General features: G+C 54.6%; 22 protein-coding genes. 13 read left to right on the top strand and 9 right to left on the bottom strand.

Translation table 11 applies throughout. The annotated features are described in order from the left end of the window. Nucleotides 1–168: 168 nt before the first annotated feature. From lldP to trmL, 4 genes are read left to right on the top strand one after another with little or no spacing between them, the layout of a single operon-like run. Nucleotides 169–1824, top strand: a complete 1656-nt coding sequence (gene lldP, locus GYRE_RS05475; protein ID WP_006817744.1) for an L-lactate permease — start codon at nucleotides 169–171, stop codon at nucleotides 1822–1824. Further along, complete coding sequence (gene lldR / locus GYRE_RS05470; RefSeq protein WP_006817745.1) at nucleotides 1821–2573, top strand: transcriptional regulator LldR; 753 nt, start codon at nucleotides 1821–1823, stop codon at nucleotides 2571–2573. The genes lldP and lldR overlap by 4 nt, the downstream gene beginning before the upstream one ends. An 18-nt stretch (nucleotides 2574–2591) precedes the next feature. Continuing rightward, the gene (gene lldD, locus GYRE_RS05465) at nucleotides 2592–3749 is read left to right on the top strand and encodes an FMN-dependent L-lactate dehydrogenase LldD (protein ID WP_038253658.1); all 1158 of its coding nucleotides are present in this window, start codon (nucleotides 2592–2594) and stop codon (nucleotides 3747–3749) included. Nucleotides 3750–3792: 43 nt separating this feature from the next. Beyond that, the gene (gene trmL, locus GYRE_RS05460; protein WP_006817747.1) at nucleotides 3793–4266 is read left to right on the top strand and encodes a tRNA (uridine(34)/cytosine(34)/5-carboxymethylaminomethyluridine(34)-2'-O)-methyltransferase TrmL; all 474 of its coding nucleotides are present in this window, start codon (nucleotides 3793–3795) and stop codon (nucleotides 4264–4266) included. Here trmL and cysE read toward each other — a convergent pair. The 5 genes from cysE to GYRE_RS05435 all read right to left on the bottom strand — a co-directional run bounded on the left by cysE (nucleotide 4263) and on the right by GYRE_RS05435 (nucleotide 7379). Beyond that, nucleotides 4263–5084 carry a serine O-acetyltransferase gene (gene cysE, locus GYRE_RS05455; RefSeq protein WP_006817748.1) on the bottom strand — a complete coding sequence of 274 codons (822 nt, stop codon included), beginning with the start codon at nucleotides 5082–5084 and terminating at the stop codon, nucleotides 4263–4265. The genes trmL and cysE overlap by 4 nt on opposite strands. Nucleotides 5085–5162: 78 nt before the next feature. Then, the gene (gene gpsA, locus GYRE_RS05450) at nucleotides 5163–6182 is read right to left on the bottom strand and encodes an NAD(P)H-dependent glycerol-3-phosphate dehydrogenase (RefSeq protein WP_006817749.1); all 1020 of its coding nucleotides are present in this window, start codon (nucleotides 6180–6182) and stop codon (nucleotides 5163–5165) included. After that, nucleotides 6182–6649, bottom strand: coding sequence for a protein-export chaperone SecB (gene secB / locus GYRE_RS05445; RefSeq protein ID WP_006817750.1), 468 nt, complete (start codon nucleotides 6647–6649; stop codon nucleotides 6182–6184). The genes gpsA and secB overlap by 1 nt, the downstream gene beginning before the upstream one ends. 35 nt (nucleotides 6650–6684) lie before the next feature. Further along, nucleotides 6685–6936 carry a glutaredoxin 3 gene (gene grxC / locus GYRE_RS05440; RefSeq protein ID WP_006817751.1) on the bottom strand — a complete coding sequence of 84 codons (252 nt, stop codon included), beginning with the start codon at nucleotides 6934–6936 and terminating at the stop codon, nucleotides 6685–6687. 11 nt (nucleotides 6937–6947) lie between these two features. After that, entirely contained in the window at nucleotides 6948–7379 is a 432-nt protein-coding gene (locus GYRE_RS05435; RefSeq protein ID WP_006817752.1) for a rhodanese-like domain-containing protein, read from the bottom strand. Between the two features lie 246 nt (nucleotides 7380–7625). On the opposite strand from GYRE_RS05435, the gene gpmM reads away from it, so the two are divergent. From gpmM to GYRE_RS05420, 3 genes are read left to right on the top strand one after another with little or no spacing between them, the layout of a single operon-like run. Further along, nucleotides 7626–9170 (top strand): 2,3-bisphosphoglycerate-independent phosphoglycerate mutase, encoded by a 1545-nt coding sequence (gpmM, locus tag GYRE_RS05430; protein WP_038253657.1) that lies wholly within the window; start codon nucleotides 7626–7628, stop codon nucleotides 9168–9170. Between the two features lie 9 nt (nucleotides 9171–9179). Further along, entirely contained in the window at nucleotides 9180–10451 is a 1272-nt protein-coding gene (gene envC, locus GYRE_RS05425; RefSeq protein ID WP_038253655.1) for a murein hydrolase activator EnvC, read from the top strand. A 3-nt stretch (nucleotides 10452–10454) separates the two neighbouring features. Further along, nucleotides 10455–11396, top strand: a complete 942-nt coding sequence (locus GYRE_RS05420; protein ID WP_038253653.1) for a divergent polysaccharide deacetylase family protein — start codon at nucleotides 10455–10457, stop codon at nucleotides 11394–11396. 71 nt (nucleotides 11397–11467) lie between these two features. Here GYRE_RS05420 and GYRE_RS05415 read toward each other — a convergent pair whose 3' ends face one another. The 3 genes from GYRE_RS05415 to kbl all read right to left on the bottom strand — a co-directional run bounded on the left by GYRE_RS05415 (nucleotide 11468) and on the right by kbl (nucleotide 14661). Beyond that, nucleotides 11468–12265 (bottom strand): glycosyltransferase family 2 protein, encoded by a 798-nt coding sequence (locus tag GYRE_RS05415; RefSeq protein WP_038253821.1) that lies wholly within the window; start codon nucleotides 12263–12265, stop codon nucleotides 11468–11470. A gap of 167 nt (nucleotides 12266–12432) precedes the next feature. Beyond that, entirely contained in the window at nucleotides 12433–13458 is a 1026-nt protein-coding gene (tdh, locus tag GYRE_RS05410; RefSeq protein ID WP_038253650.1) for an L-threonine 3-dehydrogenase, read from the bottom strand. A gap of 9 nt (nucleotides 13459–13467) precedes the next feature. Continuing rightward, the gene (gene kbl / locus GYRE_RS05405) at nucleotides 13468–14661 is read right to left on the bottom strand and encodes a glycine C-acetyltransferase (RefSeq protein ID WP_038253647.1); all 1194 of its coding nucleotides are present in this window, start codon (nucleotides 14659–14661) and stop codon (nucleotides 13468–13470) included. Between the two features lie 216 nt (nucleotides 14662–14877). Here kbl and rfaD point away from each other — a divergent pair, with 216 nt between their 5' ends. From rfaD to GYRE_RS05375, 6 genes are read left to right on the top strand one after another with little or no spacing between them, the layout of a single operon-like run. Continuing rightward, complete coding sequence (gene rfaD, locus GYRE_RS05400) at nucleotides 14878–15810, top strand: ADP-glyceromanno-heptose 6-epimerase (RefSeq protein ID WP_006817760.1); 933 nt, start codon at nucleotides 14878–14880, stop codon at nucleotides 15808–15810. Nucleotides 15811–15818: 8 nt separating this feature from the next. Continuing rightward, the gene (rfaF, locus tag GYRE_RS05395) at nucleotides 15819–16865 is read left to right on the top strand and encodes an ADP-heptose--LPS heptosyltransferase RfaF (protein ID WP_038253643.1); all 1047 of its coding nucleotides are present in this window, start codon (nucleotides 15819–15821) and stop codon (nucleotides 16863–16865) included. Between the two features lie 3 nt (nucleotides 16866–16868). Then, the gene (gene rfaC, locus GYRE_RS05390) at nucleotides 16869–17831 is read left to right on the top strand and encodes a lipopolysaccharide heptosyltransferase RfaC (RefSeq protein WP_038253640.1); all 963 of its coding nucleotides are present in this window, start codon (nucleotides 16869–16871) and stop codon (nucleotides 17829–17831) included. Beyond that, nucleotides 17831–19006, top strand: a complete 1176-nt coding sequence (locus GYRE_RS05385) for a glycosyltransferase (protein WP_038253638.1) — start codon at nucleotides 17831–17833, stop codon at nucleotides 19004–19006. Before rfaC ends, GYRE_RS05385 begins: the two co-directional genes overlap by 1 nt. After that, on the top strand, nucleotides 18987–20240 hold the full coding sequence (locus GYRE_RS05380; RefSeq protein WP_038253636.1) for an O-antigen ligase family protein: 1254 nt from the start codon (nucleotides 18987–18989) through the stop codon (nucleotides 20238–20240). The genes GYRE_RS05385 and GYRE_RS05380 overlap by 20 nt, the downstream gene beginning before the upstream one ends. A gap of 51 nt (nucleotides 20241–20291) precedes the next feature. Beyond that, a complete protein-coding gene (locus GYRE_RS05375) occupies nucleotides 20292–21398 on the top strand; it encodes a glycosyltransferase (RefSeq protein ID WP_038253633.1) in 1107 nt (368 codons plus the stop codon). Here GYRE_RS05375 and GYRE_RS05370 read toward each other — a convergent pair. Then, on the bottom strand, nucleotides 21386–22348 hold the full coding sequence (locus tag GYRE_RS05370; RefSeq protein ID WP_006817766.1) for a polysaccharide deacetylase family protein: 963 nt from the start codon (nucleotides 22346–22348) through the stop codon (nucleotides 21386–21388). The two genes, GYRE_RS05375 and GYRE_RS05370, sit on opposite strands and share 13 nt — an antisense overlap. Nucleotides 22349–22383: the final 35 nt, after the last annotated feature.

Here is a 22383-nt window from a genome sequence, read left to right as displayed (position 1 = left end):
CCAGCAAATCACATCACAAACTCGTTGCCGATGAGCAACATTTGATTAACCATCCATTGGCATTACCCCTACAATAGACCATTGGCAGGGCCACTTTTACAAACATCGCACGCCGACATAAAGAGCAAAGACTCCCGGCGGATTTGTTATGGCCCACTGGAGACCTGCATGAACCTCTGGCAACAAAACTATGACCCGGCCGGGAACATCTGGCTGTCGAGCCTGATTGCGGCATTACCGATAATCTTTTTCTTCTTCGCGCTGATTAAGCTCAAGCTGAAAGGCTACGTGGCTGCCAGCTGGACGGTTGGCATCGCGCTGCTGGTCGCCCTGTTGTTCTACAAAATGCCGGTAGATCATGCGCTGGCCTCCGTTGTCTACGGCTTCTTTTACGGCCTGTGGCCAATCGCGTGGATAATTATCGCCGCGGTCTTTGTCTATAAAATCTCGGTCAAAACCGGGCAGTTCGACATCATCCGATCATCAATACTTTCCATCACCCCGGACCAGCGCCTGCAGATGCTGATCGTCGGCTTCTCCTTTGGCGCATTCCTCGAAGGGGCTGCCGGGTTTGGCGCGCCGGTCGCGATCACCGCCGCCCTGCTGGTCGGCCTGGGGTTTAATCCGCTGTACGCCGCTGGCCTGTGCCTGATTGTTAACACCGCCCCGGTCGCTTTTGGCGCCATGGGGATCCCAATTCTGGTTGCAGGCCAGGTCACCGGGCTCGACAGCTTTGAAATCGGCCAGATGGTGGGCCGCCAGCTGCCGTTCCTGACGATTATCGTCCTGTTCTGGATCATGGCGATTATGGACGGCTGGCGCGGAGTGAAAGAGACCTGGCCCGCGGTGATGGTTGCCGGTGGCTCGTTTGCTATCGCCCAGTACCTCAGTTCAAACTTCCTTGGCCCGGAGCTGCCGGACATTATCTCGTCGCTGGTTTCGCTGGTGTGTCTGACTCTGTTCCTCAAACGCTGGCAGCCGGTGCGCATCTTCCGCTTTGCCGATATGGGCGCTTCACAGGTTGACCTGACTCTGGCCCGTACGCGCTACACCGCAGGCCAGGTTATCCGCGCATGGTCGCCGTTCCTGTTCCTGACCGCCACCGTTACGCTCTGGAGCATTCCGCCTTTTAAAGCGCTATTTGCACCAGGTGGCGCGCTGTATGACATGGTCATTAACATCTCCGTGCCGTATCTCGACAAGCTGGTTGCGCGCATGCCGCCGGTGGTGCACGCCGCCACACCGTACGCCGCGGTATATAAATTCGACTGGTTCTCCGCCACCGGTACGGCCATTCTGTTTGCCGCTATCCTTTCGGTTATCTGGCTGCGTATGAAGCCTAAAGACGCGGTGATGACGTTCGGCCACACGCTGAAAGACCTGGCGCTGCCGATCTACTCCATCGGCATGGTGCTGGCCTTCGCCTTTATCTCGAACTACTCCGGACTCTCTTCGACGCTGGCGCTGGCACTGGCGCATACCGGCAGCGCGTTCCCGTTCTTCTCGCCGTTCCTGGGCTGGCTTGGCGTCTTCCTGACCGGCTCCGATACCTCGTCGAATGCGCTGTTCGCCGCGCTGCAGGCCACCGCGGCGCAGCAGATCGGCGTTTCCGACGTGCTGATGGTGGCTGCTAACACCACCGGGGGCGTAACCGGCAAGATGATCTCTCCGCAGTCCATCGCCATTGCCTGCGCAGCGGTTGGTCTGGTCGGGAAAGAGTCCGATCTGTTCCGCTTTACCGTCAAACACAGCCTGATTTTCACCTGCATGGTGGGCGTTATCACCACGCTTCAGGCTTATGTATTAACCTGGATGATCCCATGATAGTGATGCCCAAACGCCTGGCAGATGATGTCGCAGACCGTATACGGGCGCTGATTAAAGCACAACAGCTGGAGGCGGGCATGCGCTTGCCCGCCGAGCGCCAGCTGGCCGTTCAGCTTGGCGTTTCGCGCAACTCACTGCGCGAAGCGCTGGCGCAGCTGGTGAATGAGGGGCTGCTCCTGAGCCGTCGCGGCGGTGGCACCTTTGTACGCTGGCAGCACGAAACCTGGTCTGAACAAAACATCGTTCAGCCGCTGAAAACCTTGATGGCCGATGACCCGGATTACAGCTTCGATATCCTCGAAGCGCGCCATGCCATCGAGGCCAGCACGGCATGGCACGCGGCGATGCGCGCCAGCGACGCCGATAAAGAAAAAATCCGCCTCTGTTTTGAAGCCACCCAAAGTGAAGATCCGGATATCGCCTCTCAGGCCGATGTGCGTTTTCACCTCGCCATTGCCGAGGCTTCGCACAACGTGGTGCTGCTGCAAACCATGCGTGGCTTCTTCGATGTTCTACAGTCTTCAGTGAAGCAAAGCCGTCAGCGGATGTACCTTGTGCCACCGGTCTTTGCCAAATTAACCGAGCAGCATCAGGCGGTGCTGGACGCTATTCTTGCCGGAGATGCGGAAGCGGCGCGCCAGGCGATGATGGCCCATCTGGGGTTTGTCCACACCACCATTAAACGTTTTGATGAAGACCAGGCCCGTCAGGCGCGTATCACCCGTCTGCCCGGCGATACGGTCTGATTAACAGGGAGAAATACGATGATTATCTCAGCAGCAAGCGACTACCGGGCAGCGGCACAACGTATCCTGCCGCCATTCCTGTTCCATTACATCGACGGCGGCGCCTACGCCGAACACACGCTGCGCCGTAACGTCGAAGACCTGTCGCAGGTAGCGCTTCGCCAGCGAGTGCTTAAGAATATGTCCGACCTGAGCCTTGAAACGACGCTGTTCAACGAGAAGCTGTCGATGCCGGTAGCGTTGGGACCGGTTGGTTTATGCGGCATGTACGCCCGTCGGGGTGAAGTGCAGGCTGCAGGGGCTGCCGACGACAAAGGGATCCCGTTTACGCTTTCCACCGTGTCGGTGTGTCCGATTGAAGAGGTTACCCCAACCATCAAGCGCCCGATGTGGTTCCAGCTGTATGTGCTGCGCGATCGCGGTTTTATGCGCAACGCCCTGGAGCGTGCTAAAGCGGCGGGATGTTCTACGCTGGTGTTCACCGTAGATATGCCAACGCCGGGCGCGCGCTACCGCGATGCCCACTCCGGGATGAGCGGCCCGAACGCTGCCATGCGCCGCTACTGGCAGGCGATGACCCATCCCCAGTGGGCCTGGGACGTTGGCCTCAACGGCCGCCCGCATGACCTCGGCAACATCTCCACCTACCTCGGTAAACCGACGGGGCTTGAGGACTACATCGGCTGGCTGGCGAACAACTTTGATCCGTCCATTTCGTGGAAAGACCTCGAATGGATCCGCGAATTCTGGGACGGGCCGATGGTGATCAAAGGGATCCTCGACCCGGAAGATGCACGGGATGCCGTGCGTTTCGGCGCCGATGGTATTGTGGTGTCAAACCACGGCGGACGTCAGCTCGATGGCGTACTCTCCTCCGCTCGCGCCCTTCCGGCTATTGCCGACGCGGTAAAAGGCGATATTACTATCCTTGCCGACAGCGGGATCCGCAACGGCCTGGACGTCGTACGGATGATTGCGCTCGGGGCCGACAGCGTGCTGCTTGGCCGTGCATACCTTTACGCCCTCGCCACGCATGGCCGTGAAGGTGTGGCAAATTTACTCAATCTGATTGAGAAAGAGATGAAGGTGGCGATGACCCTGACCGGCGCGAAGTCGATAGCCGACATCAGCCGTGATTCGCTGGTGCAGGAGCTAAACCAACTCGCAGCGCGGTAATCGGCAAATTCTGCTATTCTGCCCCCGCAATTAAGGGGGCAGCATGTTAAATATCGTTTTATTCGAACCAGAAATCCCACCCAATACCGGCAATATCATCCGCTTGTGTGCCAACACCGGCTTTCGTTTGCATATCATTGAGCCGATGGGCTTTGCCTGGGATGACAAACGCCTGCGTCGCGCAGGGCTGGACTATCACGAATTTACCGCCGTCACTCGCCACGCGAATTATGAGGCGTTTTTTGCCGCTGAAAATCCGCAGCGCTTGTTTGCCCTGACCACCAAAGGCACACCTGCCCACAGCGCGGTGAGCTATCAGGACGGTGATTTTCTGATGTTTGGCCCGGAAACGCGTGGACTGCCCGCCTCAATTCTCGACGCGCTGCCGCAGGAGCAAAAAATTCGCATTCCAATGATGCCGGACAGCCGCAGTATGAACCTGTCGAACGCGGTGTCGGTGGTGGTGTATGAAGCCTGGCGCCAGCTGGGTTATCCTGGCGCCGTCCTCAGAAGCTAAATACCGTCGCCATACTCAAAGGTATGGTGAATGCCGTTGAAGTGCTGATCCATATCCATGGCTGGCTTATCGCTGTCAGGCTTACCGACGATGCGCGCCGGTACGCCAGCGGCAGTGGTGTGTGGTGGCACGGGTTGCAGTACCACCGAACCGGCGCCAATCTTCGCGCCGCGCCCCACTTCAATGTTGCCGAGGATCTTCGCGCCCGCGCCAATCATCACCCCTTCACGGATTTTCGGGTGGCGGTCGCCGCTGGTTTTACCCGTCCCGCCGAGAGTGACAGACTGCAGGATCGAGACGTCGTTTTCGATAACGGCGGTCTCACCCACCACAATTCCCGTCGCGTGGTCGAGCATGATGCCGCGGCCAATTTTCGCCGCCGGGTGGATATCCACCTGGAAGGACACGGATACCTGATTTTGCAGGAAAATCGCCAGCGCACGGCGCCCCTGATTCCACAACCAGTGACCGATACGATAGGCCTGCAGCGCGTGGAAACCTTTTAAATAGAGCAGCGGCGTGGAGTATTTATCTACCGCCGGGTCACGGGTGCGCACAGCCTGGATGTCGCAGGCCGCAGAGGCGATCATCTCCGGGTCGGCCGCATAGGCTTCTTCCACCACTTCACGAATGGCGATAGCGGGCATGATAGGCGACGCAAGCTTGTTCGCGAGCATATAGCTCAGCGCGCTGCCCAGATTTTCGTGCTTGAGTAGCGTGGCGTGATAGAAACTGGCGAGCATCGGTTCACAGTCGGCCAGCGCCCGGGCTTCGGCTTTAATATTGTTCCAGACAATTTCCAGTTCTTCACACGGCATTGCTTACTCCAGAGGATATCGATACGACCGGCCAGCTCTTCGCTGGCCGGGTCGTTGAGTGACAAAGGTCCCTGCGCTTTAGTGGTTGCTACGCTCGTCCTTGCGTGCACGACCTAATAAGGTCAATGCTGCCTCGCGCGCGTTTTTTCCGCAATACAATACCTGATAAATTTCCTCAGTTATTGGCATTTCCACCCCAAAACGATGGGCAAGCGCCCTCACTTCTTTGGTGTTGCGGTAGCCTTCAACCACCTGACCAATCTTGTCCTGCGCGCCCTGCACATCCATGCCCTGACCGAGCATCATGCCAAAGCGGCGGTTACGCGACTGGTTGTCGGTACAGGTCAGCACTAAATCGCCGAGCCCCGCCATTCCCATAAAGGTGGCTGGGTCTGCGCCAAGCGCCGCGCCGAGTCGGGACATCTCTGCCAGACCACGGGTGATAAGCGCCGTACGCGCGTTAGCGCCAAAGCCAATGCCGTCGGACATCCCGGCGCCAATCGCAATCACGTTTTTCACCGCACCACCGAGCTGTACGCCGATGAAATCCGGGTTGATATAAACGCGGAAGCTTTTGCCGCAGTGCAGCAACTGCTGAAGATCGTCGGCAAATTCCGCCGAGGTCGAGGCGAGTGAAATCGCCGTCGGCATTCCGGCGGCCAGCTCTTTGGCGAAGGTCGGGCCAGAAATCGCCGCCAGCGGAATATCATCGCCCAGCACTTCTCTCGCCACGTCCTGCAACAGGCGGCCGGTTTCGGCTTCCAGCCCTTTGGTTGCCCATACCAGACGCGCATCAGGGCGCATCAGCGGTTTTATCTGCTGCAGCACGTCGCCAAACACATGGCTTGGCACCACCACCAGAATATCGCGACTAGCCGCAAGCGCGGTTGAGAGCGAGCTTTCAAGGTGGAGCGTGTCCGGGAAGGGAACATCAGGGAGGAAGGCGACGTTACAGCGGTCTTGCTGCAGTTTCGCGATGTGTTTTGGGTCATGGCCCCACAGCACAACGTGGTGGCCATTTCTTGCAAGCGTTATGGCAAGGGCGGTGCCGTAAGAACCGGCACCGATCACTGTCATTGAAGCATTAAATGCGTTCATCAGGCATCCTGATGTTGTTCAGCGCCTTCGCCAGCTTGCTGCTGCAGATAGTTCATGAACAGCGCATCAAAGTTCACCGGCGCAAGGTTCAGTTGCGGGAAAGTACCGCGAGAAACCAGGCTGGTTACGCACTCGCGTGCATACGGGAACAGGATGTTCGGGCAGTATGCACCCAGGCAATGCGCCAGCTGGTTACCATCAATCCCTTCAATGGAGAAGATGCCGCCCTGCTGAACTTCACACAGGAATGCCGTATCTTCACCCAGAGAAGCAGTAACGGTCACACGCAGAACCACTTCGTATACGCCATCCGCCAGTTGGGTGGAAGCCGTATCAAGATCAAGTTTAACCTCTGGCTGCCAGTCTTTCTGGAAAACGTGCGGCGCATTCGGCGCTTCGTAGGAAACATCCTTCGTATAGATACGCTGGATCTGGAAAGTCATTTCTCCGGTATTTTGTTCTGACATGTAAAAACCCTTAGTGTTATGTCCTTAAAAACGCATTAGCTGAGCAGGGGATCAAGTCCACCACGCGCGTCCAGCGCATACAAGTCATCACAGCCGCCAATGTGCTGTGCATCAATAAAAATCTGCGGAACCGTCGTGCGGCCACTACGTTGAATCATCTCTTCGCGTTTCTGCGCGTCGCCGTCTATCGGCAGCTCGTGGAAAGTCACGCCTTTGCTGTTCAACAGCGCTTTCGCGCGGTGGCAAAACGGGCAGGTTGCTTTGGTGTAGATCTCGATATTGGCCATCACTTCGTTCCTTATTTTCCGCGAACTAAAGGCAGGTTTTCCCCGCTCCAGCCTGAGATACCGTCTTTCAGGACACAAACGTTCTCAAAACCGGCTTTGATGAGCGCAGTTGCTGGCTCCTGAGCCTGAACACCTGAACCATCAACCACTATAATGGGTTTAGATTTGTGTTTTTCCAGTTCGCCCAGGTTATTTGCTTTGATTTCGGTTGGCAGCAGGTTCACAGAACCAGCGATGTGGCCTTTACGGAAATCATCACGCTGGCGTAAATCCACCACGACGGCTTCTTCTTTATTGATAAGACGGGTCGCTTCGCCACGGGTGATAACTTTAACTTTCGAAGTCAGCCCTTTGAAGGTGGTGAACAGTACAGCTGCCAGTAAACCAATCCAGGCAATGCTCAGAACCGGATGGCGGCTAACAAATTGCATAATTTCTTGCATGGGGGGTAACAACTCCCGACGTAGTGATTAAAAAACCAGGGCATGAGTATACCTGCGCTCCGGTGCAAATACAGCCAGCCAGTATCAGCTAATCATTTTTCTGCGGCCTCGACCGAGAAAAATCACAGAAAACACGCATGCGCTTTGCCTGACTCTACCGCTTTTTTGATCTTCTGAGGCTGTTTGATCGATTCAGCTGTAGTAAAATTACGCAATTATTTTGTCTTTGAGCATGAGGTTGTCGCAATGTCGGTTTCAAAAAAACCTATGGTTCTGGTGATTATGGATGGCTACGGCTACCGTGAAGACCAGCAGGATAACGCCATTTTCTCCGCTAAAACCCCGGTTATTGATGGCCTGTGGGCCAAACGTCCGCATACCCTGATTGACGCCTCCGGGCTGGAAGTGGGTCTGCCGGACCGCCAGATGGGTAACTCCGAAGTGGGTCACGTCAACCTTGGCGCGGGCCGCATCGTGTATCAGGACCTGACCCGCCTTGATGTTGAAATCAAAAACCGCACCTTCTTCGCCAACCCGGTTCTGGGTGGTGCAGTAGACAAAGCCGTGAGCGCAGGAAAAGCCGTGCACATCATGGGCCTGCTGTCTGCCGGTGGCGTTCACAGCCACGAAGAGCACATCATGGCGATGGTTGAACTGGCCGCCGAACGTGGAGCAGAAAAAATCTATCTGCACGCTTTCCTTGACGGTCGTGACACGCCGCCGCGTAGCGCGAAATCCTCTCTGCAGGCGTTTGAAGATAAATTCGCCGCGCTGGGTAAAGGCCGCGTTGCTTCCATCATTGGCCGTTACTACGCCATGGATCGTGACAACCGCTGGGACCGCGTTGAACAGGCGTACGACCTGATGACGCTGGCGAAAGGCGAATTCCAGTTCCCGACGGCGGTAGAAGCCCTTGAAGCCGCTTACGCGCGTAATGAAAACGACGAATTCGTTAAAGCCAGTGTGATCCGTACTGAAGGGCAGGAAGATGCTGCCATGGAAGACGGCGACGCGCTGATTTTCATGAACTTCCGTGCTGACCGCGCGCGTGAAATCACCCGTGCGTTCGTGAATGCCGATTTCGACGGTTTCGTGCGTAAGAAAGTCGTGAATCTGGACTTCGTGATGCTGACTGAATATGCGGCCGACATCAAAACCGCCTGCGCCTATCCGCCAACTTCACTGGCAAATACCCTCGGCGAGTGGATGGCGAAAAACGACAAAACCCAGCTGCGTATTTCCGAAACCGAGAAATATGCCCACGTCACCTTTTTCTTTAACGGCGGCGTTGAAGAGCCGTTCGCGGGTGAAGACCGCATTCTTGTCAATTCCCCGAAAGTTGCGACTTACGATCTGCAGCCGGAAATGAGCTCCGCCGAGCTGACGGAAAAACTGGTCGCGGCTATCAAGAGCGGTAAGTACGACACCATCATCTGTAACTACCCGAACGGTGACATGGTCGGTCATACCGGCGTCTTCGATGCGGCAGTGAAGGCGGTTGAAGCGCTCGACCACTGTATCGGTGAAGTGGCGAAAGCCGTTGAATCCGTTGATGGTCAGCTGCTGATCACCGCCGATCACGGCAACGCTGAGCAGATGCGTGACCCGTCCACCGGTCAGGCGCACACTGCGCACACCAACCTGCCGGTTCCGCTGATTTACGTTGGCGCCAAAACCGTTAAGGCTATTGACGGCGGTAAACTTTCCGACATCGCGCCGACTATGCTGACGCTGATGGGAATGGAAATCCCGCAAGAGATGACTGGTAAGCCGCTGTTCATCGTGGAATAATCCCTCCCCATGAGGGGAAAGGCGATCTATTCATTAACATTGACCGCGACGTCAGTCAGGTCAGTCCTTTACGCCAGCGCGCTCAGCGCTGGCGTATTGCTGTGCGCCGCTTCCGCCCACGCGGATGACCGCGCGCAGTTGCAATCTATTCAGGCCGATATCGCGACTAAAGAGCGCGCGGTACGCCAACAACAGCAGCAACGTGCTTCCCTGCTCGCCCAGTTGAAGGCGCAGGAAGAAGCCATTTCCGCTGCCGCCCGCAAACTGCGCGAAACGCAGAACACCCTCGCCCAGCTCAACAAACAAATTGATGAGATGAATGCCTCTATCGCCAAACTGGAGCGTCAAAAAGCGCAACAGGAACGCAACCTTGCCGCTCAGCTGGATGCCGCGTTTCGCCAGGGCGAACATACCGGCCTTCAGCTTATCCTGAGCGGTGAAGAGAGCCAGCGCGGGCAGCGCCTGCAGGCCTACTTCGGTTACCTCAACCAGGCTCGTCAGGAAACGATTGGTCAGTTGAAGCAAACCCGCGAAGAGGTCGCTTCGCAAAAAGCCGAGCTTGAAGAGAAACAAAGCCAGCAGCAAACGCTGCTCTACGATCAGCAGGCGCAGCAGGCGAAGCTTGAGCAGGCGCGTAACGAGCGTAAAAAGACGCTTGCCGGGCTGGAGTCCTCCATTCAGGAGGGTCAGCAGCAGCTGAGCGAAATGCGCGCCAACGAATCCCGCATGCGTAACCGCATCGCCCAGGCCGAAGCCGCCGCCAAAGCGCGGGCGGAGCGGGAAGCCCGTGAAGCGCAGGCGGTACGCGATCGCCAGCAGGATGCTTCGCGTAAAGGCACCACGTACAAACCGACCGAAAGCGAACGTTCGCTGATGTCGCGCACCGGCGGTCTCGGCGCACCACGCGGTCAGGCTTTCTGGCCGGTTCGCGGCCCTACGCTGCATCGATTTGGCGAACAGCTGCAAGGTGAGCTACGTTGGAAGGGGATGGTTATCGGTGCTTCAGAAGGCACCGAGGTCAAAGCTATCGCCGATGGTCGCGTGATCCTCGCCGACTGGCTGCAGGGCTATGGCCTTGTGGTGGTGGTCGAGCACGGTAAAGGCGACATGAGCCTGTATGGCTACAACCAGAGCGCGCTGGTCAGCGTCGGCACTCAGGTTCGTGCTGGTCAGCCGATTGCCCTCGTGGGCAGCAGTGGCGGTCAGGGCCGCCCGTCACTCTATTTCGAAATTCGTCGCCAGGGTCAGGCGGTCAATCCACAGCCGTGGTTGGGAAGATAAGTTTTGCTTCAATTTCGTCGAATAGCACTCTCCATCGCCGGTTCGCTGGCGCTGGCCTCCCCGGCGTTTGCCGGAAAGCTTGCCATTGTTATTGATGACTTCGGTTATCGCCCGCAGACGGAAAATCAGGTGCTGGCAATGCCCGCCACGATCTCCGTCGCCGTTCTGCCCAATGCCCCTCACGCTCGTGAAATGGCAACCAAAGCGCATAACGCCGGGCATGAAGTCCTGATCCACCTGCCGATGGCCCCGCTGAGCAAACAGCCTCTGGAGAAAGACACCCTGCGCCCGGAAATGAGCCAGGAAGAGGTGGCACGCATTATCCAGGATGCCGTCGCGAAGGTACCGTTCGCCGTGGGACTCAACAACCATATGGGCAGCGCCATGACCTCCAGCCTGCCGGGTATGGAAAAAGTGATGCAGGCACTGAGCCGCTATAACCTTTACTTCCTCGACAGCATGACCATCGGCAACAGCCAGGCCATGCGTGCCGCCAGCGGCACCGGTGTGAAGGTGATTAAGCGTAAAGTCTTCCTCGATGATACGCAGAACGAAGCGGATATTCGCGTACAGTTCAATCGGGCTATCCAGCTGGCGCGACGCAACGGCTCGGCCATCGCGATTGGTCATCCGCATCCTTCTACCGTGCGGGTACTGCAGCAGATGCTTTATAACCTGCCGCCGGATATCACGCTCGTGCGTCCGAGCAGCCTGCTGAATGAACCACAGATTGATACTTCTACGCCAAACACCGCACCGCCGAAAGCCGTACCGCCGACGCCACCGCGCAATCCGTTCCGCGGCGTGAGCCTGTGCAAGCCGAAGCAGAAACTACAGCCGGTATACGCAACGCACTTCTTCACGGTGCTGAGTGAAAGTATCAGCCAGAGTACGCTGCTCCAGTATTACCAGCAGCAGTGGCAGGGCTGGAATAAAAAGGCCTGAGCGGCTATACCCGTCATACTTCAAGTTGCAGGTGTGTTGGCTTTCCTGCAACTCAAATTATTTTGGGTATATCAGGTAAGATGAGAATCCGTGCGCGTTTCTGCCACGGATTTTTTTTGCTCCTGATGCTGATACCAGGCTTTAAAATATTTTAAAAAACTATAAAAAGTGGCGTAAATACCGGTGACCGCCCCCACCTTCCCGCGTCGCCATGCGCCGCTGAACAGGTACCATTTAAAAAATGCCCCAATCGCACTGATCACACCCCGGCCAATCGACGGGCGGATCTTGTTATATTTTACAAGCCTTGTCGTGTAGGTATTTAATTTATTAAAAACTTCATGGAGTGAATAAAAGGTGTCGTGGCGGACATGACCTGGTAATATTTCCGTATGAATATCTCCTTCCACCTGATCGTCCACCGGGCGGTTATTAAAAGAGGCAGAACGGCGATTAAAGAGTCGCACTGGAAAATCAGGTGATGAAACCGGGTAAAGTGTCCTGACCTCCTGCCCCAGCACATACCAGTAGCGCGGTAGTCGCCAGGCATTCTCCGGCGGGGGCGTCTCACCGGCTTTTAACGCCAGAATGGCATCAACGGTGCTTTGATCCAGAATTTCGTCACTGTCCATGCAGAGCACCCAGTTATTTTGTGCCTGGGCAATGGCATGGTTCATCTGCGCACCGTGCATTGCATAAGGGTGATGATGCGCTTTGATCCCAAAGGAAGCGCAAATTCGCAGTGTGTCATCATGACTTCCGGAATCAACAATGACAATATCATCCGCAACCATTAATAACGGCGGAATGACTTCGCGTAATAAGCGTTCAGAATTATACGTTAATAAGCATACGGAAAGTTTAAACATAACACCCATCAATGATTTATCCGCCAGATATCCTTATTATAAAAAGAATATGTCCATCTGCAGGGTACAAAAAATGGGATGCGGGAAAAGAGTATGGAAAGTGTGACGGAATTAAAAAATTGCCAGCAAAATATATGCTGGCAATGGTGTTCTATTGCGATCGAGATTTAATTCCAGCTCAGGATCACTTTTCCTGACTGTCCTGAACGCATGGCATCAAAACCTTGCTGGAAATCATCAATACCGAAGCGGTGAGTGATGATTGGGGTCAGGTCGAGGCCAGACTGGATCAGCGCTGCCATCTTGTACCAGGTTTCGAACATCTCGCGGCCATAAATACCCTTGATGAACAATCCCTTAAAGATAACTTTGGTCCAGTCGATGGACATGTCTGACGGCGGAATACCCAGCATCGCGATACGGCCACCGTGGTTCATGGTATCGAGCATCGCGCGGAATGCCGGCGGCGCACCGGACATTTCCAGACCGACGTCGAACCCTTCTGTCATACCGAGTTCGTGCATGACGTCAGTCAGGTTTTCTTTGGAAACGTTGACCGCACGGGTGATCCCCATTTTACGAGCCAGTTCAAGACGATACTCATTCACGTCGGTGATCACGACATTACGTGCGCCCACGTGTTTCGCCACAGCAGCAGCCATGATGCCAATAGGGCCGGCACCGGACACCAGCACATCCTCGCCAACCAGATCGAAGGAGAGCGCGGTGTGTACGGCGTTGCCGAACGGGTCAAAGATGGAGGCCAGGTCGTCAGAGATATTGTCCGGGATTTTAAAGGCGTTGAACGCCGGGATCACCAGATATTCCGCGAAGCAGCCCGGGCGGTTCACGCCCACGCCGGTGGTGTTGCGGCACAGATGAGTGCGGCCACCGCGGCAGTTGCGGCAATGTCCGCAGGTAATGTGGCCTTCACCGGAGACGCGATCGCCGATTTTAAAGCCCTTCACTTCCTGACCGATACCAACCACTTCACCAACATATTCGTGGCCAACGACCATAGGGACCGGGATGGTTTTTTGCGACCATTCATCCCAGTTATAGATGTGTACGTCAGTGCCGCAGATGGCTGTTTTACGGATTTTAATTAACAGATCGTTATGTCCGACTTCCGGTTCCGGTACGTCGGTCATCCAGATCCCTTCTTCCGCTTTCAGTTTGGATAACGCTTTCATCTCACATCCTCAGGCAATGACGCCCAGTTGTTTTCCGATGCGGGTAAAGGCTTCCACCGCCCGTTCAATTTGTTCAGGGGTATGCGCAGCCGACATCTGGGTGCGAATACGCGCCTGGCCTTTTGGTACTACCGGATAGAAGAACCCGGTGACATAAATACCTTCTTTCTGCAGTTCACGCGCGAACTCCTGAGCGACGGTCGCGTCACCCAGCATGACCGGGATGATGGCGTGATCGGCACCGGCCAGGGTAAAGCCCGCTGCGGTCATTTTTTCACGGAACAGGCGCGCGTTAGCCCACAGACGGTCACGAAGTTCAGCACCCGACTCCACCATCTCCAGCACCTTGATTGACGCCGCCACGATGGCAGGAGCCAGTGAGTTGGAGAACAGGTACGGACGGGAGCGCTGACGCAGCCACTCAACCACTTCTTTACGCGCCGCGGTGTAGCCACCAGAAGCGCCGCCAAGCGCTTTGCCGAGCGTACCGGTAATGATGTCGACACGCCCCATCACTTCGCAGTATTCGTGAGAGCCGCGGCCGTTGGCACCGACGAATCCGACCGCATGGGAGTCATCAACCATCACCAGCGCATCGTAAATGTCTGCCAAATCGCAAACCCCTTTCAGGTTGGCGATGACACCATCCATGGAGAACACGCCGTCTGTAGCAATAAGCACATGGCGGGCACCCGCTTCACGCGCTTCTTTCAGCCGTGCTTCCAGCTCCTGCATATCGTTATTGGCATAGCGGAAGCGCTTCGCTTTACACAGACGCACGCCATCAATAATGGAGGCGTGGTTCAGTGCATCAGAGATGATGGCATCTTCGGCACCCAGCAGCGTTTCAAACAGGCCGCCGTTGGCATCGAAACAGGAGGAGTACAGAATTGCGTCTTCCATGCCCAGGAAATCAGCCAGTTTCTTCTCGAGGACTTTGTGGGTGTCCTGGGTTCCGCAGATGAAGCGTACGGAAGCCATACCGAAGCCGTGGCTGTCCATCCCGGCTTTAGCGGCGCTGATTAGCGCCGGGTGATTCGCCAGGCCAAGGTAGTTGTTGGCGCAGAAGTTAATAACGTGGCTCTGACCCACGGTGATATCCGCCTGCTGTGCAGACGTGATGATACGCTCTTCTTTAAACAACCCTTCAGCACGTGCAGTGTCGAGGTCATTCGTTAACTGTTTGTAAAAATCCCCACGCATTGCAACTCTCCAGATATGGCAAAATTTAGAACATATTACCCAAACCTATACATCTATACGAGATGACGCAGTACTAAGTGTATTTTTTGTAGCATAAATCACGCGTCCCCCTACAGGTTGTCGGTGAATGGCTGAAAGTGGACCAATGTGATGATATGATAGAAAACATTAGCGTCTGAGATTGTCTCAGGACTCCACAATTCGAAGGTTACAGTTATGATCATCGTTACTGGCGGCGCAGGCTTTATCGGTAGCAACATTGTTAAAGCTCTGAATGATAAAGGTATCACTGACATTCTGGTGGTCGACAACCTCAAAGACGGCACCAAATTCGTCAATCTGGTTGATCTGAGCATCGCCGATTACATGGATAAAGAAGACTTCTTAATCCAGATTATGGCCGGTGAAGAGTTTGGTGAAATCGAAGCCATTTTCCACGAAGGCGCCTGCTCCTCCACCACTGAGTGGGACGGCAAGTACATGATGGATAACAACTATCAGTACTCTAAAGAAGTGCTGCACTACTGCCTGGAGCGTGAAATCCCGTTCCTGTACGCTTCTTCTGCTGCTACCTACGGCGGTCGCACTTCAGACTTCATCGAGTCTCGCGAATATGAGAAGCCGCTGAACGTCTATGGCTACTCCAAGCTGCTGTTTGATGAATATGTCCGCCAGATCCTGCCGGAAGCGAACTCACAGATTGTCGGTTTCCGTTATTTCAACGTGTACGGTCCGCGTGAAGGCCACAAGGGCAGCATGGCAAGCGTCGCTTTCCATCTGAATACCCAGTTGAACAACGGCGAAAGTCCAAAACTGTTTACAGGCAGCGACAGTTTCAAACGTGATTTCGTTTACGTCGGCGACGTGGCCGCGGTCAATCTGTGGTTCCTCGAAAACGGCGTTTCCGGCATCTTCAACCTCGGTACCGGCCGCGCGGAATCCTTCCAGGCGGTAGCGGATGCGACGCTGGCTTACCATCAGAAAGGCAGCATCGAATACATTCCGTTCCCGGATAAACTGAAAGGCCGCTATCAGGCATTCACTCAGGCCGATCTGACCAACCTGCGTGCCGCGGGCTACGATAAGCCGTTTAAAACCGTCGCCGAAGGTGTGACGGAATACATGACCTGGCTGAACCAGGACGCGTAAGATATACAATGAAAATACTGGTGATTGGCCCGTCATGGGTAGGCGACATGATGATGTCGCAAAGCCTCTATCGCACGCTCAAGGCGCGCTATCCCCAGGCGATAATTGACGTGATGGCACCCGCGTGGTGCCGTCCGCTTTTATCGCGTATGCCAGAAGTTAATGAAGCCATTCCCATGCCGCTTGGCCACGGTGCGCTGGAATTAGGTGAGCGGCGTAGGCTTGGCCATAGTCTGCGCGAACGTCGCTACGATCGCGCTTACGTGCTGCCTAACTCCTTCAAATCGGCCTTAGTCCCTTTCTTCGCAGGTATTCCTCTGCGTACCGGCTGGCGTGGCGAAATGCGCTATGGCCTGCTTAACGACGCGCGGGTGCTGGATAAAGACGCCTGGCCGCTGATGGTCGAGCGCTACGTTGCCTTAGCCTACGACAAAGGCGCGATGCACTCCGCAAAAGATCTGCCTCAGCCGCTGCTGTGGCCGCATCTTCAGGTCAACGACGGTGAGAAATCACTGACCTGCAGCACTTTCAAGCTCTCAGCAGAGCGCCCGATGATAGGTTTCTGCCCAGGAGCAGAATTTGGCCCGGCCAAACGCTGGCCACATTATCACTATGCTGAGCTGGCGAAGCAGCTGATTGATGAAGGGTTCCAGATTGTGCTGTTCGGTTCGGCAAAGGATCACGATGCGGGTAACGACATCCTGGCCGCGCTCAGCATGGAACAACAGGCCTGGTGCCGCAATCTGGCGGGCGAGACCCAGCTGGAACAGGCAGTGATTCTCATTGCTGCCTGCCAGGCAGTGGTCAGCAATGACTCTGGTCTGATGCATGTAGCAGCGGCGCTCGATCGCCCGCTGGTCGCACTGTATGGCCCCAGCAGCCCGGATTTTACGCCGCCACTGTCGCATAAGGCGCGCGTTATTCGCCTGATCAGCGGCTACCATAAGGTGCGTAAAGGTGATGCTGCAGAAGGCTATCACCAAAGCCTGATTGATATTACCCCCGAGCGCGTACTGGAAGAACTAAACCAGTTGCTGTTGAGTGAGGAAGCCTGACGGATGCGGGTTCTGATAGTAAAAACCTCTTCAATGGGGGATGTCCTACACACCCTGCCCGCCCTGACCGATGCCGCGAACGCCATCCCCGGGATCCGCTTTGACTGGGTTGTGGAGGAGGGGTTTGCACAAATTCCTGGCTGGCATGCCGCCGTTGAACGCGTCATACCGGTAGCTATACGCCGTTGGCGTAAAGCATGGTTTTCTGCCCCCATCAAAGCCGAGCGTCTTGCCTTTCGGACTAAAATCCAGGAGGTGGAATATGATGCGATCATTGATGCTCAGGGCCTCGTCAAAAGTGCGGCGCTGGTCACCCGACTGGCGCACGGCATTAAGCACGGCATGGACTGGAAAACCGCCCGCGAACCGCTGGCGAGCCTGTTCTACAACCAGCGTCACCATATTGCCAAAGCGCAGCACGCCGTCGAGAGAACACGTGAGCTGTTCGCTAAAAGCCTGGGCTACGAAAAACCGCAAACCCAGGGCGACTATGCTATCGCCCAGCATTTCTTACAGAATACGGCCTCTGAAACCGCACCCTATGTGGTATTTCTGCATGCCACAACCCGCGATGATAAACACTGGCCGGAAACGCACTGGCGACAGCTCGTGGAGCGCCTTGCCGGGAACGGTGTGCACATCAAGCTTCCCTGGGGAGCCCCGCATGAAGAGGCGCGAGCAAAACGCCTGGCTGCAGGCATTGATGAGGCCGAGGTATTACCGCGCATGACGCTCGAACAAGTGGCGCGTGTTCTGGCGGGGGCACGATGCGTGGTCTCTGTCGATACCGGATTGAGCCATCTGACTGCCGCACTGAATCGTCCAAATTACACTCTGTATGGTCCAACGGACCCTGGACTTATTGGTGGATACGGGCAGAACCAATACGTTGTGCGCTCTACTACCGGAGCCATGCAGGATATCTCTGCCGAACAGATATTTAGCTCCGTATCCGGGGAAATTTAATGCGTAAAGCACATATCATTAATCTTGAAAAAATGGGTGGCGTTGAGCGACTCTTTTTACAGTACATTCATGATAATACAGCAAAAAATGACGTTATATTCTGCATCAGCAACAAAATTGGTCCGGAAATCGCTCAGCATCTGGCGAACAGGAACGTGGTTTTTGTAAACCGGATGCTGAATGCTTTCACACTAAAATATCCGGTGTTTGCCCGTAAATACGCCCTGCAGACAAAACTGTGGCTGGCGGATCCAGAAGCCGTGATTGTCTGGGATCTTATCCCCGGCTTTGCTGGCAAGCCTGCACGGGGCAAGGTCATTTATTACGACCACGGTTGCTCATGGCGATATGCGCACAACGCAAAAACTCTTGGTTTTTTTGCCATGCTGGACGGCTGTATTTCCGCCGCGAAGGCCTCGAAACGCGTCATGGAGCTACGCTTCAATCTCACCTGTCCGGTACAAACCGTTATCAACCGCATTTTGCCACCTCCCAATATTGAGCGTGGTCCAAAGCCATTGACCTCTCCGCTGAAGCTGGGTATTGCTGCACGCCTGGTCGGCCTTAAGGGAATAAGCGTTGCTCTTCTGGCGGTCAAAGCCCTTCGCGATCGCGGCGTCGACGTCACGCTGGATATTGCGGGTAAAGGTCCGGATGAAGCAGCTTTCCGGGCGTTAGCAGAAAAGCTTAACATTACCGACTGCGTGAATTTTTTAGGCTTCCAGGATGATTTGAGCCAGTTCTTCAACCATATTCACATTTATCTCAGCACGCCGGTCACCGAGCCGTTCGGTTTGTCCTGCATGGAGGCGCTGTTTTACGGTGTTCCGGTTATCTTCCCGAATATAGACGGGCAACCGGAGGTAGTGAAAGACGGCGTCTGCGGTATCGGGATCACGCCAACGATAACGCCCGCGGCGCATCAGGAACAGACCGGCATCAGCGTTGATTTTCCGCATCAGGTTTACTCGCCGTACAGTGACACTCTGGTAGAACCTTTGCTTATGTCTCCGGAGGCTATTGCTAACGCTGTGCAGCAGATAGCAGGCTCTGCCTATGCAGACTATCGCGACAACGCATTTAAATATGTAGAAGAGCACTTTGATTACAAGAACTTCATCTGTGAGTTCAACGCCAGGATTTCGGATATTGTTGATGCAAACGTTAAAAAATAGCTATTCCAGCGGTTTGTTGTTCTTTCTGACTTTTATCACCATGTTGGCTAGCCAATACTTCATGTTTTACGATGCCGTCCACTCGCGGAAATTTTTCTATACCGCTGGTTACATCGCTATTGTGCTGGCACTGTTTTCGGCTCGCAAAATTATCGCTTCTCGGCAAAATGGCATCCCGACACTAGGTATCCTTATTCTGGCGCTCACATTTCTCATTTGGCTGTCGGTATTTAAGCAGAAGGGTTCCTTTGACGACGTCTACAATGCCTACGACACCTCTGGTCGGATTCTGCTGCTACTAGCCCTGCTGGTCTTTATCTTTTCAAACATTAAATTACCGCGTTATCCTCTGCTGCTTGACGGCATCTTCATAGCAGGCGGTCTGCTGGTCAATCTGTATGCTGCATGGCAATATCATGTCAGCGCAACCGAAAGGGTAGACCTGGGCTTCGATCGCGCCACCATTGCTGCTTACATCATCACTGTCATAGATATTTTTATGGTCTATGCCGTGCTCAACCGGCACGGTTGGGTCAGGTATATTCTCTTTGCCGCAACTATTGCCCTGACCTACAGTGTACTGATATTCACAGGGACACGTTCAGCCCTCCTTAGCTATCCCATTCTCTGTTTGTTGCTTGCATTTACTCACCCTAAGGTCAATAAGCAGCACTTACTTAAGATGCTGTTGTGCCTGGCGGGTCTATTGATAATTGCAGGTTATTTGCTCAAAAAGCCTATAGAACAGCGGATCAGCTCTCTGACCCATGACCTTTATGCCATCCAGGTCAATAATAATAATTTAACATCTGTCGGCTCTCGTATCGTGATGTTTCAGGTGGGGTTGGATACAGGGATGACAGCTCCCTGGGGAGAGTCCGTAGAAAGCCGGAGTCGTGAGATCGAAGCTGCCGTACAACACGATCCAGCTCTACAAGGGGCCCTTACCTTTATAGATGTACATTTGCATAACGAGATTATTGAAAACTTCTCCCTACGCGGAATCTTCGGTGTACTCGCACTGCTGTTCATGCACGCCTCGTTACTCTGGTGCGCCTGGAAGCAGCGCAATCCGGTACTGATGGTCATTACGCTGAGTTTAATGACCTATGGGATGAGCGATGTGATATTCTTTAGCCGCGAAGCATCCATTGCGTATGCCATCGGTATCCTAAGTGCTATCATCCTGTTCAAACGCGAAGATGAAGCCCCCGTGGCATCAGGGATCACATAAGCTCACATGCCCCATCGCGGTCAGACGCAGGTGGGGCCCTAACTTTCGAACATGCATCTGAACAAAATAATTATTGCGGGTTATGAACTCAGCGGCCTCGGCGGAATGGAAACGGTCTGTAGCACACTGGTCAGTCTGCTACGTCGCCAGCACCCCGGTATCGATATTTCATTCGTCTTCTTTAAGGAAGGGCGTAGTCACGTCAGTGATGACTGGCTGGGCGGCAATCGTCATGTCCGCATTACCTCCGGGATTAAACACACCAAGATCAGACGCCTGTCGTTTGCCCACAAGCTACGAAAAATCATATCTCAGGAAAAACCAGAGCTGATTATTGCACTGGACACGCTCTCCTGCTTCATCAGCAACATTGCACGTCGCTACACGCGCCATAAGCCGGTGACGTTTTCCTGGCTGCACTTTTCGACACATAACCTTTACAAAGCCGAATATGTCCAGCGTGCTGACTACCATCTGGCAATCAGTACAGAAATCAAAGAACAGCTCATCGCGATGGGAATTGAGGGTCGACGGATCACCACCATTTATAATCCGCTGCCCCGTCACCCGTTCTGCATTGCGCGCCCGAATGGCGTTCCCCGCTTCATTTATGTGGGCCGGGTCATTGCCGACGGGCAAAAAAACATGCGCGGGTTGTTTGAAGCCCTTTCACAGGTGCAAGGGGAATGGCAGTTGGATATCGTTGGCGATGGCCAGGATAAATCGTTACTGCAAACCCTGGCAGAATCCCTGGGTATCAGCGCGCGCATCGGCTGGCACGGATGGCAGACCAGGCCGTGGGAATACATTTCAACAACCCTCTCCGGGGTGACCTGTCTACTGAGCACATCCAATTATGAAGGGTTTGGCATGTCAATAGCCGAAGCCAGCTCCTACGGCGTATATGCAATAAGCTCAGATTGTAGAACTGGCCCTCGGGATATCATCAGAGAAAACGTTAACGGCAATATTTATCCGCTGGAAAAGCCCGGTGAACTGGTTACGCTATTGCAGCAGGTGGTGGATGGTAAATCGCTGCCCGCGAACAGCACCATCCAGCACGCCATTGAAGGTTTCTATGAGGATAACTATATCCAGCACGTCGTTCAGGCCTTTGAGCAGGCAGGGCTACACCTGCCCGTCCGTCAGGCGGGTTGATGCTTGAGCTGGTAGTACTCGGCCAGCGTCATTCCCTGGACCTGAGGCTGCAGCCAGGCAAAGAAGTGCTCAAGAGAGTCATAAAGACGCTCTATATCGTCCGGCGTTTTAAAGGTCGGACTGCCGCCGGGCATATACTCTGAAGAATGGAGCATATACTCAACGTAATCACTACCGTCCGCTAATGTCCGGGTCACCACGTCTTGCATCGTAGCCACGTTGCCCCCTGAAGGACGCAGCCAGTGCACAGAAGGACTGCGCACTTTACCTCGCAGCTTGTCATAAGCCTGCTTCACCGCGTTAAGCAGTGCACCATGCTTGAACTGAATGCTCATCGGCACCTCAAGCAACGATGAATCCCCTGCGCGGCTGATATCATTCTCGTCGATGAAGTAAGCCTGGGAAGGGAAGCGTCGATAATCGGTTCCTCCAGACCCCTGCGGTGCTCCTTTCGCCGTCTGCCAGTTCACTTTCGGGGTAACCGAGCAGTCGACTTCATAACCCAGCTCAATCAGCATCTGGGCATAGCGCTCATCAAACGCCCAGCGTCCGGCGCGATGGCTGCGCATTTTAGTCTGGAAAGTCTCTTCAAGCAGACGTGTCATATAGACGACTTTGTCTTTCATGACCGCATCAGAATATTCAATCAGATAGGGCTTGAAACGCCAGTCGTCATCCGTTAGCGGAATTTCCGGCGGGCTGTTCCAGGCATGCAGATGCATACCGACTTCCCCGGTGCCTCGCGCAATGACATCCTTCGCGAATTCAACGTAGGCAGGGTCAATCGCCATTTCATAGTTGGTGAGATAAACAGGTTTAAAACCATATTTCTCACATAACGCCTGAAATCGCGGGAGATAACGCGCATTCTCAGTGGTGATGCTGCTGTGTTTTTGCCACAGATTATCACCCTCGGTATCGATCGTTATCAAAAATGCCGGTTTAGTCATCAGAACATCCTTCAAGGCTTAATCGAAGCCATGTT

It is taken from the genome of Yokenella regensburgei ATCC 49455, assembly GCF_000735455.1.
Classification (GTDB): domain Bacteria; phylum Pseudomonadota; class Gammaproteobacteria; order Enterobacterales; family Enterobacteriaceae; genus Yokenella; species Yokenella regensburgei.
The sequence above is the reverse complement of the archived record's forward strand: the minus strand, read 5'-3'. Positions and strand labels throughout refer to the sequence as shown.